This is a genomic window from Mesorhizobium sp. WSM4844 (assembly GCF_055811775.1).
Genome location: NZ_JBVVQB010000027.1, coordinates 1 through 15,973, shown reverse-complemented (window position 1 = coordinate 15,973; position 15,973 = coordinate 1). Strand labels below are relative to the sequence as shown.

Here is a 15,973-nt window from a genome sequence, read left to right as displayed (position 1 = left end):
CTAGCCCTTCACTGCGCCGACCAGCAGTCCGCGCGCGATGTGCTTCTGCAGGATGCTGGAGATGATGATCACGGGGGCGATCATCACGGTGATCAACACCGACATGTTCCACCATTGCGGCCCACGGGTCGTGTTCTGTGCCGATACCAGCACCGGCATGGTCTGCGCATCGGCATTGGAGAGGAAGAGGGCCAGCAGATACTCGTTCCAGGCAAGGATCAGCACCAGCAGGAAGGTCGCGACCAGGCCGGACCGCACCAGCGGCAGCGCGATGGTGAAGAAAACGCGGAACTTGGAGGCCCCGTCTATTTGTGCGCTCTCCTCGAGGTCGAGCGGAATGCCGGCGAAGAAATCGCGCGTCAGCCACACCACGATCGGCAGGTTGATGGCGGTGTAGGTGGCGATCAGCGCCACCTGCGTGTCAAGCAGGCGCATCTGCTGGAACATCACGTAGATCGGCAATACGGCGACGATCGGCGGCATGATACGGTTCGAGATGATCCAGAACTCAATGTCGCTGTTGCCGACCGCAAGCTTCGTGCGTCCAACGAGCGTGAACAGCGCAATGACGAAGAGAGCTGCCGCCACGACAATGGCGATCTCCCAGCGCACGCCGAAAGTGGCCACCGCCACGATGATTGCGGTGAGCAGGATCAGGAAGATTGCAACGGCAGCGAGCTTCACCTGGAAGCGGATACGCACGAGCGCGTAGGCTGCCAGCGAGCCGATCAGGACTGCGAGCAGCGTGCTGGCGACGGCGACAACGACCGAATTCATGTAAGGGCGCAGCGTATAATTCTGCACGAGCATGAAGTCCCATGCCTGAAGCGAGGGAGCAAAGTCGACGAACGGAAGATAGAACGGCCCGTTGTCGACCTCCCCAGGCCCCTTGAAGGACGTGATGAACACCCAGTAGAGAGGAAGCACCACAACCAGCGTCCACAGGAACAGCAGCACATAGGTCACCACCCTGGCGACCGGCGCCTGGCTGTCGATCGAGGCCGGCTCGAACAGCCGGCGCGCCAGCGAGCGCGGCTCGGTGCTCATGCTTCGAACCGGCGCGCCGGCCGGACCACGAAGTTGAAGAACGAGACGCATACGATGGTCGAGATGAAGAGCAGCATGTAGCCGATAGCGGCCGAGCCGCCGAGATCCTGGGTGCGCCAGGAAATGAAGGAATGGAGCGTCATCGATTCCGTCGCCAGGCCGGGGCCGCCGCCGGTGAGCACGTTCGGCAGATCGATGATCTTGAAAGCCTCGATGAGCCGGATCAGCACGACGGTAGCGGCAATCGGCGCGATCGCTGGCCAGGTAATGTCGCGAAAAATCTGGAAGCCGTTGGCGCCGTCCAGCCGTGCCGCCTCGACCTGATCGCGCGGCTGGTTTTCGATGGCCGCCAGCAGCACGATGAACATGAACGGCGTCCACTGCCAGGTGTCGCCGACCAACACCATCAGCCGCGCCGACCAGGCCTCCGTCGCCCACGACCACTCGCTGATGCCGAAAGCGCGCACGAGCGGGGCGAAAGGCCCCTTCTGCATGTCGGCGAGCATTCGGAACGTGTAGGCGATGCCGACCGGGGTTACCATCAGCGGGATGAAGAAGAGGACGCGAAAGAAATTCCGGCCGCGGATCGGCTGGCCGCACAGCAGCGCGAGGCCGAGCCCCAGTGCGAACTGCACGGACACGCCGACGAACACGTAGAGAAGCGTGTTGACGACAGTCCCCGGCACGCCGCCCGGCGCCATGGTGGCCAGCGCAAGAACCGCCAGGCCCATCGCCATCGCCGTCGCGAGAAGCCGACCAACCGTGCCGACGATGGTCGGCCTGCCACGTAACAAGTAGCGGGCGAGGAGGAAAAACAGCCCTGCCGCGATCAAGGCCAGCAAAGCGAATTGGACAAAGCCGAACGTGCCAAACTTACCGAGCAGGTGATACTGCTGCGAGCCGACCAGCAGCTTGCGGAAGTTCAAAAGTCCGATGAATTTCAACGTGAATCCGCCCGACGCGAGCGCAAAGCGCGAAAGAGCGAGATAGGCCGAGATGATGAGCGGAAAAATTGCGAAGCAGAGAAGCACGACGACGGCTGGCAGCACCATGATCCGGCCTGAGTGACCGTCCAGCCATTCGGCCCAGCTGCGGCGGTCGGCAGCGTCTGGCATCGTGTCGGTTGCGGTCATCATACCCTGAGAAAGTGGGGCAGGCATCAGACCCGGCGCGGACGATGCCACGCCGGGTTGTTTGCTTGGCTGCCTATTTGGCGCCGATGGTCGCCTTGTAAAGTTTGAGCTGCTCGTCTTTGCCAACCTCTTCGTTCAGCTCATTCCAGCCTTCCTCGACCGCCGCGACGGTCGCTTCCTTGTCGATTTCGCCGGCGAGGAAGCGCGAGACCGCCTCGTCGAGCACGACCTGCTGGTACTTCTGATTTTGTGGGATGCGCAGGTCGAGGATCATGTTCGGGCTGCTCATGCTGTCGTTGATCGCGCCCAGGTAGACTTTGGCCTCCTCCTCGCTCATGCCGGCCTTCTTCCAAAGGTCGCTGTAGCCGAGCTGCGAGGTGCGGTACGGGTTGAACCCGGTGCCGCCGACGGTAACGTCGGCATTCGATTGCGCTGGCTGCGTCATGAACGAGAAGTAGGCGTAGGCGGCGTCCTTCACCTTCGGATCGGCCGCCGCGTTGATGCCGCCGCCCCAGCCGCCAAAGGCGGCGAATGGTGCATGGTTGACGCCGTCGATCGCGTGCGGGCAGTTTTCTGCCGTGCAGGCTTCTAGCTTGCCGGTGTCCCAGTTCAGGACCTCCTTGGATCCGGGCATGATCGCAGCGCCCCATTTGCCCATCACCTTGGACTGCTTCGGATCGATCGAGATCGTGCCTACATCACCCCAGTCGAGGTTCAGCGCGCAGCGGCCGGAAGCGAAGAGCGGCCTTGTATCGCTGACGTCGAGGTTCAGTTCGTCCGGCGGGCCGTACTTGGTCGATTCAGACAGGAAGTCGAGCGCCTTGCGGAAGGCGTCGTTGTTGACGAGCGGCGTCATGTCCTTGGTGTTGAAGAAGGTGCCCTGGCTGGTTCCCTTGGACTGGGTCATCGAGCCGACCACATCGGTGACGAACCAATAGCTCTGCGCGTTGCGCTTCTTGGCGATGCAGGAGCCGAAATCCGGCGTGCCATCGCCGCTCATGTCCTTGCCGTGCGTGGCCTTGGCGACCTCGAGATACTCGTCCCAGGTTTTCGGCACCGCCAGGCCGGCCGCTTCGAGCACATCCTTGCGGTAGTACATCATGTGGAAGTCGCCATCGAGCGTGATCATGTAGGTCTTGCCGCTGTACTTCTCGGAGAAGTCCCGGAAGAACGCGCCCACATCGTCCTGCTGGATGTCCTTGTCGGCCTCGACCCGCGGCGTCAGGTCCTCGAGGTAGCCGCCGGCAATGTAGTCGACCATCCATTGCGGGGCGAACACGCCGGCGTCGACCGAGTTGGTGCCGCTCGCCCAATCGGTGAGAATCTTCTGATAGAGATCCGAGAAGGGCACTGCGATGACATTGATCTTGGCGCCGGTGAGCGCTTCGAACTCGGGCGCACGCCGCTGCAGCGGCTCCTGAATCGCACCGGTCTGCGTAATGACGTTCACGGTAACCCCCGCAAACGGCTTGTCCTGGGCAAAGGCAGGCGCGCCAACCAGCGCGGCAAAAGCCGAAAAGCCGGCCAGAAAGACCCCAATTCTCATCAGACTTCCTCCCGTGTTGACCGGGACATGTTCCTGCGAACCAAGCCGCCGGTATCTCCCCGTCGGTTGCCGTCGCCAGAGCACGGCACCAACGCTTGCCAAGCACAATATCGGCATCGCGCAGCGAGTCCAGTGCCTTGCCGCGACGGAAGGTGAGCTGCCCCGCGGGCTTCCCGGCTAATGCATGTCGCCCAAAAGCGCGCGGCGGTTTTAGCGCGGAGTCGCCAGAAAACCGCTCGATCTTGCCTGGGGAATATTCCACCGCATCGACAATCCCCGTGACCGATGCTCACCACCGTCGGCATGGTCACTGCAAGTTGGTGTGGCGGTGCAACATCAGTCTGTGCGCGTCGGGTATCTGCTGGGCCATGAAGAGCACAATGCTATCGAGCAGGATGAGGCAGGATTGCTCGAACAGGCTGCCGCCAAACTGTTGCGATTTCTCGACAGGGACATGCAGCGTGACATCGGCAATGCCGGCCAGGCTACCGGCTGGCTTATGCGTCAGCGTAACGACCTTGGCGCCCTCCGCTTTGGCGATGCGGGCAAAACCTGTACTGACCGGCGTCTCTCCAGAGCCGGAGACGATCAGCAGCGCATCGCCCTCGCGGATCGATGGCGCCGATACTTCACCGACGAAATGCACCGTTCGGCCAAGATGCATGAAGCGCATCGCACCCATCTGCGCGACAAGGCCGGAGCGTCCCTGCCCGGAAAAGAACCATCGCTGATCAGGGTCATCGAACGCCTGCACCAGCCTTGCAAAGGCGTCGGCGTCGATCCGGCCGAGAAGGTCGGCTATCTCCTGTCCCACGGCCAGCCACGGCCTGGATTGGGCAATCTGTCGCGAATCCATCGTGCTACCTCTTTCGGGTTTGCGGATTCCGTGATGGCGCTGCCAACCACGAGGATTTCGGGCTCGACTGCGATCACCGCTTCCAGCGTGTCGGGGCCGATCCCGCCGGCGAGCGAAACCAGGAAGCCACGATCATGCATCTTTCTGACGGCGTCGATATGTGACGTGGAAATGTTGCCGGCCAGCCGCGCATCGGTTGGCGAGTGGACAGCGATGTAGCCGAAGCTTTCGGGGAAGACAGCATTCAAGGGAAGCAATTCTGCCTTGCCCGCCTCGGTGATGGTATCGACGACGACCGTCGCGCCGAAGGCGGCGGCACGTTTTCCGACCGCCTCATGCGTGGCGGACGAAGCACACGACAGCACCGTCATGAATGCGGCGCCGGCGCCGAATACCATATCAGCCTCGAACCGGCCGGCGTCGACGGTTTTGGTATCAGCCAACACCATGACTTCAGGGCAGAGCTCGCGCGCCGTGGTGATGGCCGAGAGGCCGAGGCGTTTCAGCAACGGCGTGCCGATTTCGATAATGTCGGCAAATTCTTTCATCTGCGCGAGCAGGGCCAGGTGCTCAGGCTTGTCGAAGGCGACCTGGAGGAGCAAGGCGGGTCTCCCGGATTGCTTAAGACAGCGGATGCGGCATGCCGCCCAACCCACTGTCGTGTGCTTCGTGGTCGAAACCTGCCATAATCCAGCAACCTCCAGGCTGGTCTGCATAGGGAGCAAATCGTACCCTGCAAAGCAAGTGTGGTTCTTGTCGAAAGCAGAGGTGCGGGCCAGATCAGCGCCGACGCAGCTGCAACGCAATATGAGGTAGTCCTTTGACGAGATTGTTTGAGCCCATTGCATGCAAGGTCGACCTGTCGACTGGTGCGATGGGAGATGCAACCGGCAGCTACCAGAAGCGCCTCCGCGATCTGGACGGGCTCTATGCCGACGCCGCGGCCTTCGAAGCCATGCGCGCGACATGGGGCGAGCGCATCGTCTACGAGGTCTCCGAGTTCCGACCGACCGAGCAGTCGGGCGACCTGATTTTCGGCGTCACGCACATGGCGCCAGGCAAGGTCGGCGACGAATATTTCATGACGCGCGGTCACATCCACAGGCAGGCCGACCGGCCCGAGATCTACTATGGCCAGAAAGGCCACGGTCTCATGCTGATGGAGTCGCCGGAGGGCGAGGTTCGCATCCTGCCGATCGACGCCCAGACCGTCTGTTATGTTCCGCCGTTCTGGGTCCACCGCTCGATCAATGTCGGGGAAGGCGATCTGGTGATGCTGTTCTGCTACCCCGCCGATTCAGGGCAGGACTACGAGATCATCGCGAGATCGGGAGGCATGCGCTCGCGTGTGGTCGCCGGCGATGGAGGCTGGAGGCAAGTCGACAACCCGGATTGGCGACCGCGTGACGCAAAGCTGATCTCTGCCCTCTATGGGCAACAATCCGGCACGGCGCCAGCATGAAGGCTCGCTACGAGATCGCTGCTTCATTTAGCATTGCTGCACTGCGCGCGGAGAAAATCCGGGAGAATGGCAAATGAGCCGCTATCTGCCGGCCATCCAGCCGACATTCTATTTTATCGGCGTCACGACGACGAGCAGCTCGATCATGCGGGTTTTCCCGGCATGGGCGCGCCACCTCGGGCTGAAGGAAGCGGTTCTCAAGGATGCGGTTCTCAGGGGCATCGACTTTCCACTCCATGCCGATCCGGAGGCCTACCGTGAGGTCGTCTCCTTCATAAAATCCGACCCGCAGTCGCTTGGCGCGCTGGTCACCACGCACAAGATCGATCTTTTCAACGCAGCGCGCGACCTGTTCGATGTGATCGATCCGTACGGCCGCCTGATGCACGAGACCAGTTGCCTGTCGAAGCGGGGCGGAAAACTCGTCTGCCATGCCAAGGATCCGATCTCTTCGGGCCTTGCGATAGACGGTTTCATTCCGGCGGGATATTTTGCGGACACCGGCGCGGAGGTCCTGTCGATGGGCGCCGGCGGATCGACGATAGCGATCACTTGGCACCTGATGCGCAAGCAACGTAGCGCCGACGTGCCTTCGCGCATCATTGTCAGCGACCGTTGGCAGCCGCGTCTCGATGAAATCGAGCGCATCCACAAAGACATGATGTCGACGGTCGAGATCGAATATGTCCTGGCGGACCGACCAGAGATCAATGACGAGACGTTGGCGGCACTGAAACCAGGCTCGCTGGTGATCAACGCGACCGGACTTGGCAAGGACGCGCCCGGCTCGCCGATTACCGATGACGGCGTGTTCCCCAAGCGCGGCATTGCCTGGGATCTCAACTATCGCGGCGACCTGATCTTCCTCGACCAGGCAAGGCGGCAGCAGGCCCGACAGCAGTTGCAGATCGAGGATGGTTGGACATATTTCCTGCATGGCTGGACGCAGGTGATCGCAGAGGTCTTCGACATCGCGATCCCGGTGTCCGGGCCGGATTTCGACGCGATGTCGCGCATCGCCATCGAAGCGGTGAAAGGCTGATGCCGTGGGTCTCGTCACGCCGCGCTCGCTCTGACCGATAGACAGAGGATCACATGTTTGCCCATCTCAGGACTCTTCCGAAATGAGCGGCGACCTTTTCCTCGCCATCGACGTCGGCACCGGCAGCGTCCGCGCCGCACTGATCGATGTCGCCGGCAAGATCCTCGAGCTTGCGTCGCGCGAGCACGACCAGATCGTGCCGGAATTCGGCTGGGCCGAACAGCGGCCGCTCGACTGGTGGGAGGGTGCGCGAGCGAGCGTCAAGACGGTGCTGGACCGCGTCGAAGGCGCCCGCGAAAACATCTCCGCCATCTGCGTCTGCGGGCAGATGCACGGGCTGGTCCTGCTCGACGCGCACGGAGCGCTGACGCGCGACACGGCACCGCTCTGGAACGACAAGCGCACCGTCGATCTCGTCCGTCGCTTCGAGCAAGCGAACCAGCCGGACAGCTACCTGCCCGAAAGCGGCAACACGCCGACCCCCGCATGGCCGGGCTTCAAACTGCAATGGGTCCGAGACAACGATCCCGCCGCATACGCCCGCAGCGCCGTCGCCATCATGCCGAAGGATTACATCAACTACCGGCTGACCGGCGAGATCGCCATGGATACAGGCGACGCGTCCTGCAGTTTCCTGATGAACCCAGAGCGGCTCGACTGGTCGCCGGTGATGATCGAGCGCATGGGTCTCGATGCCGCCAAGCTGCCGCCGATCCGCAATCCGCTGGATGTCGTCGGCCACGTCACCGAACAGGCGGCGCTCGACAGCGGCCTGCGCTCTGGAACCCCGGTGCTGGTCGGTGGCGCCGACTATCCGGTGGCACTCCTCGGCTCAGGCGCCTGTCGCCCGGGAATGGGTTCCGACAGCACCGGCACGGGCGCCATCATCACTGTTATCGCGGAGAAGCCGCTGCTTGACCCGGAAATCTCGAACGTTGCGACGGTCGAAGGCAACTGGGCGCAATTCGTGCTGCTGGAGACCGGCGGCGACGGCATGCGCTGGGCACGCCGCGCCTTCCACGTCAACGCGCTGTCTTACGACGAGATCGTCGCCCGCGCCGCCGAGGCGCCGGCCGGTTGCGACGCGCTGCTCTTCATGCCCTTTCTCACCGGCGAACGCCTGGGGCGCCATCGCAACGCCCGCGCACAGTTCTTCGGATTGGGCGCCGGGCATGGCATGGAGCATCTGCACCGCTCGATCCTGGAAGGCATCGCCTTTGCCATGACGCGCCACATCCGCATCATGGAACAGGCGTCGAACAGGCCGCTGGAGCGCGTCATCGCCGCCGGTGGCGGGGCGCGCACCGAACTGTGGCTGAAGATCAAGGCCAGTGCCTTCAACATTCCGATCCTGGTCCCGCGGGAGCCCGAATGCGGCATTGTCGGTTGTGCCGCGATGGCCGCGACGGCGACAGGCCGCTTCTCGCGCGTCGACCAGGCGGCCGAGCGCTTCGTGAGCTACGGCGCCGAAATCCTGCCGGACCCCGGATGGGTCGAGATCTACAGCCGCACCCAACCGGTTTTCGAGCAGCTCTACCATCACAGTCAGGCGCTCTACGACGACATTGACGCACTGGCGGCCGCCACGCGCCAGACCCAGCCGTGACGTCTGCCTGGCGAACGCACGGGGTTTTGCGCAGCTCCGAGATTCGGGTCCCAGCCCTCGGCAGTCCCGAGGAGAAGCTCGAGGCCGCCGCTGCCTCATGGCATTGGTCGGCGGCCTGATGGGGCTTGGGAGGGCCGCCTCAGCCGGCCTGATACTCCTGCGACTTGAACGACAGGTGCTTCACGCCTTCCGGCGCATCCGAGATTTTCCGGATGTTCGCCCAGGTCTGCTTGTAGTTGGGCAGGATCAGCTCATTGGTGCCGGCGTTGATGACGTTGCCCTGCACGCCGGTCGGGAATCCGAACAGCATGAAGGTCTCGCCCTTTCTGGCGCTCGGCGTCGGGTAGACCATCGCCTGGGTCGAGCCGCTCTCGTTATAAACCTCGACGAGGTCGCCGTTCTTCACCCCGAGTTCGCTCATGTCGTCCGAGCTCATCTCGATGGACGGATAGGGCCAGCGGTCCATCACGAATTCGCTCTCCTGGTCCAAAAAGGCATTCTGCCAGACCTGGTTGGCGCGCCCGTTGTTGATGAGATACTTGTTATTCTTCTTCTGCTCCTCCTTGCCCGGCGCCTGCAGGCCGCGCCATTGCGCTTCCATGAAGGTCGCCTTGCCGTCCTTTGTGCCGAACTTGCCGTCGCTATAGAGACGCTTGGTGCCGACGATCTTGCCGTCTTCGAAACCGGTGGCGGGCTCCTGGAAGCCGTTATTGCCCATCGCCTTCAGACGCTCATAGGTGACGAACTCGCCGCCTCCGGCATTCTTGTTGTAGCCGTCCATGAAGGCGTCTTCCTCAGTCTTCCAGTCGTAACCCTTGAACTGGTCGGCATAGGCATTGTCGCCCATTTCGCGCAGCACTTTTTCCATGTGCTGGGCAAGCCCGGCTGCGATCAGACAGTCCGGCCTGGCGTTGCCGGGCGGGTCCATGTAGCGCTCGACCAGCCGCATGCGACGCTCGCCGTTCATCGATGTCAGGTTCATCTCGCCCGACTCGGCCGCCGGCAGCCAGACATGGCTCGCCGCGCCGATCTTCGACGGGATGATGTCGACGTCGACCGAGAACAGGCCGCCGGCCTTGATGGCGGCCAGGATAGCTTCGACCATCGCCTGCCGGTCGCCATACGCGACCTTGCTCATCGCATCCTTCACGATGTCTGTGCGCTTCTTGTAGACCATGTTGAACTGGTGGGCGTTCAGCGTGGTCTTGTAATGGTCGCAGGCCCAGATGTGATGAACGCCGCCCTTGCCCTCGATCAGCAGCTTGTCGACATAGGCGGCGGGTCGACCGACATGCGCGTCGGAGGGACGGACATAGCCTTCCTGGTGGCCGCCCATGCGAACGCAGCCGCCGCCCTCGCGACCGACATTGCCGGTGGCGAGCGCGACGTTCACCAGCGCGGCATTGGTGCGATAGTTGTCGTTGCCCCAGATCAGGCCCTTCTCGTAAGCGAACATGGTGCGTCGACGCTTGCCGTCCTTGGGCTCGGCGATCCATGCCGCCGACTGACGGATCTGGTCGACGGTCAGCCCGGTAATTTTCGCAGCATCTTCAAGCGTGGTCTTGTTGGCGGCAAGCGCCTTGTCGAAATCTTTGGTCGACGCGTCGATGAAAGCCTTGTCGACCCAGCCCTTGTCGGAAATCTCGGTCAGCCAGGCATTGAACAGCACCATGTCGGTGCCGGAATTGATGGCAAGGTGCATGACGTTGTCCTTGCCGGCTTCGGCCTCGGCCGCGTTGACCGATACGGTGCGGCGCGGATCGACGAAGATGATTTTCGCGCGATCGTGCGGCTCGTCCGGAAGCTGGGCCTTCTTCTTGTCGAGCGAGGTGCCGCGCAGGTTCGGGACCCAGTGGTTGAGGAAATAGTTGGTCTGCGTCTCCAACGGATTGTTGCCGACCGAGACGAGCGTATCGGCGAGTTCGGCATCCTCGTAGCAGTTGTTCAGCTCACCGACGCCCATGTCGCGCGTCGCATGGACCTCGGAATTGTAGGCCGGCCTGTTGTGGATGCGGATGTTCTTCACCTTCATCGAGCCGAAATAGAGTTTTCCGGTGCCCCAGGTGTTTTCGTAGCCGCCGGCCGAACCGCCGTGATCGAAAACGGAGACGAACAGCCCATCCTCGCCCTGATCCTTGACGACGGCGGCGGTGACACGGGCAACGAGATCGAGGGCATCCTCCCAGGAGGTCGGTTGCATCTGGCCGTACCGCCAGACCATTGGATCGGTCAGACGTTGCTGCTGCGAGCCGCGGGCGGTCGAGTAACGCAGCTCGCCCATGCGGGCGCCGCGCACCGAGCCGAGGCCGGAATTCACCTCGCAGTCGTGGTCCGGCTTGATGACGATGTGGACGTCCTTGCCGTCCTGCTTGACGATGTTGTACATCGACGGCGCGTACCAGGCGTCGGTCTCGGCGGCCTGCTGCTCGGACAGCTCGACGCCGAACACATTCGAGGCGGCATCGGTGCCGCCCTGCTTGTTGGTCGGCCAGGTGTAGGCGTGATAGCCGCAGCCGACGATGCAATAGTGGCAGGTGACGTTGTGTTTCCTGGCATCCGCCGGAATGATCGGCAGCCGGTCGATGTGACGTTTGTAGGCCATGATCCGATCCTCCCTTAAAGCACGTTGCTCAGACGGCCGTAGAGCAGCTCGTCCAGGCCCTCGGCATAGATGTCGCCCTTGTCGTCGATGCGGAGCGCGTATTGCGGCAGGTTGGCGGTCGACTGCCCCCAGATCTGTTGCCCGCCGGCATCCGCATCGAAGCGCGAATAATGGCCGGGGCAATTGAAGGAGTGGTCGTCGGCGTTGTAGTTGAGCGGGAAGCCCTTGTGCGGGCAGATGGTGGAGAAGCCGACGATGTCGCCGTCAGGACCGGCGCCGCCTTCAACTTTCATTCCAAGCTTCAGCAGCACACCGGGCGCGTTCTCATCGGGGTAGCCGACATCGAAAGGCTCATTTGGTTTCAAATCGGCAATATTGGCCAGCTTGTTCGACGGGTATTCGACCAGCGCCAGACCGGGTGCGGCCTTGGTCTCGGCTTGTGCCGGCAGCGCCACGGCGGTGGCCATGCCGGCGGCGGCGAACGCCCCTCCCCTCAAGAATTGACGGCGGCCGATGTCGACCAGCCTGTTGCAGCGATCCATGCATTCCTCCCATTGGCGAAATCGTCGCAAGCGGTCTTGCAACGCCTGTGCCAACCGGAGAAGCCGCCGGTTTCATGCGAGAAACTGCTGTAAAACCCGCGCCATGCAGCCCGCATGTTCGGAAATCCGGACATGCTGCACTGCCTAAGGTTCAGGAAGTCGAACGCGCCCGATCGGCAACGCCGAGCCGCGTCATCTTCTCCCAAAGCGTCGTCCGCGATATCGCCAGCAACCCGGCTGCTTTTGCGATCTGACCGCCGGTTTCGTCCAGCGCCCGCTCTATCTGCCGCCGCTCCGCGGCATCGCGAACATCGGCCAGCGGCACGAATGCAGCAGTTGCGGGCTTTGTTGTCCGCTCCGGGAACAGGTCGCCGGGCATGATCCATTCACTGGTCGACAACGCCACCGCCCGCTCGACACGGTTTCTAAGCTCCCGCACATTTCCGGGCCAGGGATAGGCGAGTGCGGCCTCCTCGGCCAGCGCGCTGAAACCCCGGATCCGGGTGTCGGATCGGGTCGCTGCGTTTTCAAGGAACCTGTCGAGCAGCCAGGTGATGTCCTCATGCCGCTCGCGCAGCGGTGGAATCGTCACCGGCAGGACCGCGAGGCGAAAATACAGGTCTTCGCGGAAGCTCGACCGGCCATCGCGTTGGCCGAGGTCGCGATGCGTGGCGGAGACGACCCGTGCACCAAACGTGCAGGGCGTCTCGCCGCCGACGCGATTGAAACTGCCATCCTCAATGAGCCTGAGCAGTTTTGCCTGAAGCGGCATTGGCATGTCGCCGATCTCGTCTAGGAACAACGTGCCTTTTCCGGCCCGTTCGGCGTATCCGAGATGCCGCTGCTGCGCCCCGGTAAACGCCCCTTTTTCGTGACCGAAAATCTCGCTTTCCAGCAGTTCGGCCGGGATCGCCGCACAGTTCACGGCGATGAACGGCTCCAGGCGCCGAGGTGAGACCTCATGCAGCAGACGGGCCGCCACTTCTTTCCCGCATCCGGTCTCGCCGGTGATCAGCACCGGAAGATCGTGGCCCGCATAACGACGCAGCAGGTCTTCGGCATGCTGGATGGCCGGGGACTCGCCGAGGAAATAGCCCTTGAGACGAAGCTGGCTATGCGTTGTCCGCCGCGCGGCATCGATCCTGCGCAGGAATTCATCCATCGCGAACGGCTTGGTCATGAAATCGACGGCGCCGGATCGCATCAACCGGACAGCTTGGTCAATCTCGCCATGGCCGGTCACGAAGACAAAGGGCGGCGAATTCGGCAGGTTGGCAAGCTCGCTGAAAACCACTTCGCCGGAAATATCCGGGAGACGGACGTCACAAATCACCAGGTCGAGGCAACCGCAGAGGCCTTCAATTCCGGAGATGGCATCCCGCCCTGACTGCCACCAATTCACCTGCCAGCCCTCAAGCTCGAGGCGCTGGACGATCGACCCGCCCATGACGGGATCGTCCTCGACGAGGCCTATCCGGGCGCGCTCAGGCGGCATGGGCTTTGGTGTCCTCCCTGTCGAAGGGAATTGTCAGCGTGACCACCGTCCCTCCGCCTCTTTTGGCTGCGATACTGGCACGTCCGCCGAGATCGTCAACCACGCGGCGGACCATCCAGAGGCCGAGGCCACGCCCCACGCGCACCGCCGGACCGGGGTCCTGGTCGATGAGAATCCCCGCGATGTCGGCCGGCATCCCGGTGCCCTGGTCGCCAATTTCGATGTGCAACCGGTCTTCCCGGCTCATCGCCGTCAGCGAAACCGCCCCGTCCTCCGGAGTGACCGCGCTGGCATTGAGGAGGAGATTGAGGACTGCCTGACGGACCGGACCGCCTCGGATGGGCAATTCCCGCGCACTATTCCATGCGACGCTCCAATCCAGCCGCTGCCGCTTGCGGCGCAATTCCGGCTTCAGCAGCAGGCGGACATCATCCAGATCGGCGGCCGTCATCGGGCGCTGCGATCGTTCTGGCCGATAAGTCGCAAGCGCGGCCTCGACCACGTCGCGAATGCCGGCAAGGCCGCGCTCGATCAGGCTGATCGATGTGTCGCGAACACCGGGGGTTTCGCCATGGGTCTTCAACGTATCCAGTGCGTTGAACAGGCCGCCAAGCGGATTGTTGATCTCGTGCGCCATGCCGGAAGCGAGACGCCCGAGGCTCGACAGCTTCTCTTCCTCGGCGAGCTGCATGGCGAGGTTCGCGCGCTCACGCTCGGCATGGACAAGGGCGTTGTAGCCGCGGAACAGGCCTGCGACTTCGGAGTCCCCGGCCGGGATTTCCCACGGTGAGATCGGCTCGGCCGCGCCATGCGCTGCAGCGCGCATGTGATCCTCCAGCACCCGCATCGGCCCGATCATCTGCCTCACCAGCACGAAGCCGCCCAGCGCGAACAACGCCGCAAGGACGCCATTGGTAATGAGCAGGGTGACCAGAATCTCACGCCGCTCGGCAAAGAGATGCGAAACATCGAATGTCGCGTGGATGGTGCCGATCGGCTGGCCCTGGTAGACGAGATCGCGGTGGGCGAACCCGGTCAACCTGGCCTCGTCGATGGTGACGACGTCCGGCCCATAGCGATTGCGGTAATCGGCCGACAATTCGGAATAGGTCGCGATCCGGTTCGGATCGCTCGCCGCGAGCACCTTGCCGTCTGAGCCGGTCACCACGGTCTCGATCGGAGCGAGCGATTTATACGACGCCGAGGACCTGTCGAGCGCGTCGAACACCTCCCAGACGTCGGCCCGCAACACAGCCGGCACGACCGCTGACGAAAGCCCGTCCAGATAGGTTTCGGCAAGACCGTTGAGGAAGCTTTCCTGTGTCCGCGACAGCCGGCTGAGCACGCGCTCGGAAATGGCCGCACTGATGACCACCATGAGCAAGGCGACAAGGACCGGCACGCGGTAGGAGACGGGAATCGATCGGAAACGCCAAAACAGTTTCATCCAAACTGCCTCACGGTTTCCACCTTGGCCGCAATCGCGTCGAAGTGCGACGGACCGGTTGCTACGAACCCGTCCAGACGAAGCAGGGCAAGGACCTTGCGACCCTCGGCATCATCCTGCATGGAAATCAAGGCCTGCTGCAACGCCCTGACGCGTCGATCGTTGGCGACGGACTTCGGCGACGCTATTGGCGGAAAGCCCAGCCATTCCGACTTGCGCACGATCCTGGTCTGCTTCACCAGATCCGGCTCGGTCTCGCGCATGACCTCGTAGACGTAGCCGTCGACACTGCCCGACTGAGCGAGGCCGGAGGCGACGGCCCTAATGACGTTTCGGTGGCCATAGGTGAAAAAGCTGCGTGCGAAAAAGCTGCCGGCAAGCTGGCGGTTCTCCGCAAGCAGCGCCCGCGTCACCAGAAAACCCGAATTCGAGTCAGGGTCCGAGAACGCATGGACGTCGCCTTTCAGTCCGGCCCAGTCATCCACTTTACGGTCGGCCGAAGCGATCAGGTAGGACTGGTAGAGCGGCTTGCCGTGCCAGACCGGGGCTGCGACAAGGTCGAGATCGGCCTTGAACTGCACGTAGGGATAGCCGCAGATCCATGCCGACTGGATCTGGCCGGAAACCAGCAGCGCGGTGATCTCCTGATAGGTGCGGCGCGTCACGAGCTCGATCCGGCCACCGATCCTGGCGCTGAGATAGCTGCGCAGATGGCCAAGCAGTTCGAGATCGTTCGAGAGGAAGACCGGCGTCAGGCCGAATTTTAAACTCTCTTCCTCGGCGCCAAGCGCAACGGGGGCGAAGACCGCACCCGAAACGGCGGCCGCAATCAGATCACGCCGTGTGATCGGAACGCCGTCGGTGGCCCTGTGCGGGTTGCCTAGGTTCCTCAACAATAGCCTCCCGACCGGGGTGGGAGCGCGCCCGGTCGATCCGATCATATCCGAAAATGCAGACGTCCAGGAACTGCAAAACGAAGCCGGATTTTTGCAGCGAGCCGACGCATCCAGCCGAGGCTTTCGCTCTACGATGTACCCCCACCCTAACCCTCCCCACAAGGGGGAGGGAACGCTGCCGCGCACCTTTAACTTCGCGTTGGCGCCGAAAGGCAGGCAATCTGCCGAGGGCGGGGGCCACCGGATTGTGCCCGCCCCGAGTGGGGGGGGGGGTGGGGGGGGGGGGACTCGGAGTGGGG

13 protein-coding genes are annotated in these 15,973 nt (G+C 62.9%); 3 read left to right on the top strand and 10 right to left on the bottom strand.

Going from position 1 to position 15,973, the window contains the following annotated elements:
- The 5 genes from AC0L2A_RS20735 to AC0L2A_RS20715 form a co-directional block, all read right to left on the bottom strand.
- On the bottom strand, positions 1 to 1,047 hold the full coding sequence (locus tag AC0L2A_RS20735; protein ID WP_473610396.1) for a carbohydrate ABC transporter permease: 1,047 nt from the start codon (positions 1,045 to 1,047) through the stop codon (positions 1 to 3).
- Positions 1,044 to 2,180, bottom strand: coding sequence for a carbohydrate ABC transporter permease (locus tag AC0L2A_RS20730; RefSeq protein WP_473610394.1), 1,137 nt, complete (start codon positions 2,178 to 2,180; stop codon positions 1,044 to 1,046). Before AC0L2A_RS20730 ends, AC0L2A_RS20735 begins: the two co-directional genes overlap by 4 nt.
- 73 nt (positions 2,181 to 2,253) lie before the next feature.
- Complete coding sequence (locus AC0L2A_RS20725) at positions 2,254 to 3,726, bottom strand: ABC transporter substrate-binding protein (protein WP_091596667.1); 1,473 nt, start codon at positions 3,724 to 3,726, stop codon at positions 2,254 to 2,256.
- Between the two features lie 307 nt (positions 3,727 to 4,033).
- Positions 4,034 to 4,540 carry an SIS domain-containing protein gene (locus AC0L2A_RS20720; protein ID WP_473610393.1) on the bottom strand — a complete coding sequence of 169 codons (507 nt, stop codon included), beginning with the start codon at positions 4,538 to 4,540 and terminating at the stop codon, positions 4,034 to 4,036.
- Positions 4,525 to 5,298, bottom strand: a complete 774-nt coding sequence (locus AC0L2A_RS20715; protein WP_473610392.1) for an orotidine 5'-phosphate decarboxylase / HUMPS family protein — start codon at positions 5,296 to 5,298, stop codon at positions 4,525 to 4,527. Before AC0L2A_RS20715 ends, AC0L2A_RS20720 begins: the two co-directional genes overlap by 16 nt.
- A 104-nt stretch (positions 5,299 to 5,402) precedes the next feature.
- Between AC0L2A_RS20715 and AC0L2A_RS20710 the strand changes: the two genes are divergently transcribed.
- The 3 genes from AC0L2A_RS20710 (at position 5,403) to AC0L2A_RS20700 (ending at position 8,692) form a co-directional block, all read left to right on the top strand.
- Positions 5,403 to 6,044, top strand: a complete 642-nt coding sequence (locus AC0L2A_RS20710) for a glucose-6-phosphate isomerase (protein ID WP_473610390.1) — start codon at positions 5,403 to 5,405, stop codon at positions 6,042 to 6,044.
- A gap of 73 nt (positions 6,045 to 6,117) precedes the next feature.
- Positions 6,118 to 7,086 (top strand): shikimate dehydrogenase, encoded by a 969-nt coding sequence (locus tag AC0L2A_RS20705; protein WP_473610389.1) that lies wholly within the window; start codon positions 6,118 to 6,120, stop codon positions 7,084 to 7,086.
- An 82-nt stretch (positions 7,087 to 7,168) separates the two neighbouring features.
- Positions 7,169 to 8,692 carry a xylulokinase gene (locus AC0L2A_RS20700; protein WP_473610387.1) on the top strand — a complete coding sequence of 508 codons (1,524 nt, stop codon included), beginning with the start codon at positions 7,169 to 7,171 and terminating at the stop codon, positions 8,690 to 8,692.
- Between the two features lie 139 nt (positions 8,693 to 8,831).
- Here the strand turns inward: AC0L2A_RS20700 and AC0L2A_RS20695 are convergent, their stop codons facing one another.
- From AC0L2A_RS20695 to AC0L2A_RS20675, 5 genes are all read right to left on the bottom strand, one after another.
- Positions 8,832 to 11,294, bottom strand: a complete 2,463-nt coding sequence (locus tag AC0L2A_RS20695) for an arsenate reductase (azurin) large subunit (RefSeq protein WP_473610386.1) — start codon at positions 11,292 to 11,294, stop codon at positions 8,832 to 8,834.
- Positions 11,295 to 11,308: 14 nt separating this feature from the next.
- Entirely contained in the window at positions 11,309 to 11,836 is a 528-nt protein-coding gene (locus AC0L2A_RS20690; protein ID WP_473610385.1) for an arsenate reductase (azurin) small subunit, read from the bottom strand.
- A 151-nt stretch (positions 11,837 to 11,987) separates the two neighbouring features.
- Complete coding sequence (locus AC0L2A_RS20685; RefSeq protein ID WP_473610383.1) at positions 11,988 to 13,331, bottom strand: sigma-54-dependent transcriptional regulator; 1,344 nt, start codon at positions 13,329 to 13,331, stop codon at positions 11,988 to 11,990.
- Complete coding sequence (locus AC0L2A_RS20680; RefSeq protein ID WP_473610382.1) at positions 13,321 to 14,778, bottom strand: sensor histidine kinase; 1,458 nt, start codon at positions 14,776 to 14,778, stop codon at positions 13,321 to 13,323. The genes AC0L2A_RS20685 and AC0L2A_RS20680 overlap by 11 nt, the downstream gene beginning before the upstream one ends.
- Entirely contained in the window at positions 14,775 to 15,671 is an 897-nt protein-coding gene (locus AC0L2A_RS20675; protein WP_473610381.1) for a substrate-binding domain-containing protein, read from the bottom strand. Before AC0L2A_RS20675 ends, AC0L2A_RS20680 begins: the two co-directional genes overlap by 4 nt.
- Positions 15,672 to 15,973 lie beyond the last annotated feature (302 nt).

Excerpts from the sequence above, each read along its gene's own strand:
- AC0L2A_RS20690 (WP_473610385.1), bottom strand. The coding sequence starts at position 11,836 with ATGGATCGCTGCAACAGGCTGGTCGACATCGGCCGCCGTCAATTCTTG.
- AC0L2A_RS20715 (WP_473610392.1), bottom strand. The coding sequence starts at position 5,298 with ATGCAGACCAGCCTGGAGGTTGCTGGATTATGGCAGGTTTCGACCACG.
- AC0L2A_RS20735 (WP_473610396.1), bottom strand. The coding sequence starts at position 1,047 with ATGAGCACCGAGCCGCGCTCGCTGGCGCGCCGGCTGTTCGAGCCGGCC.
- AC0L2A_RS20695 (WP_473610386.1), bottom strand. The coding sequence starts at position 11,294 with ATGGCCTACAAACGTCACATCGACCGGCTGCCGATCATTCCGGCGGAT.
- AC0L2A_RS20700 (WP_473610387.1), top strand. The coding sequence starts at position 7,169 with ATGAGCGGCGACCTTTTCCTCGCCATCGACGTCGGCACCGGCAGCGTC.
- AC0L2A_RS20705 (WP_473610389.1), top strand. The coding sequence starts at position 6,118 with ATGAGCCGCTATCTGCCGGCCATCCAGCCGACATTCTATTTTATCGGC.
- AC0L2A_RS20725 (WP_091596667.1), bottom strand. The coding sequence starts at position 3,726 with ATGAGAATTGGGGTCTTTCTGGCCGGCTTTTCGGCTTTTGCCGCGCTG.
- AC0L2A_RS20680 (WP_473610382.1), bottom strand. The coding sequence starts at position 14,778 with ATGAAACTGTTTTGGCGTTTCCGATCGATTCCCGTCTCCTACCGCGTG.
- AC0L2A_RS20685 (WP_473610383.1), bottom strand. The coding sequence starts at position 13,331 with ATGCCGCCTGAGCGCGCCCGGATAGGCCTCGTCGAGGACGATCCCGTC.
- AC0L2A_RS20730 (WP_473610394.1), bottom strand. The coding sequence starts at position 2,180 with ATGACCGCAACCGACACGATGCCAGACGCTGCCGACCGCCGCAGCTGG.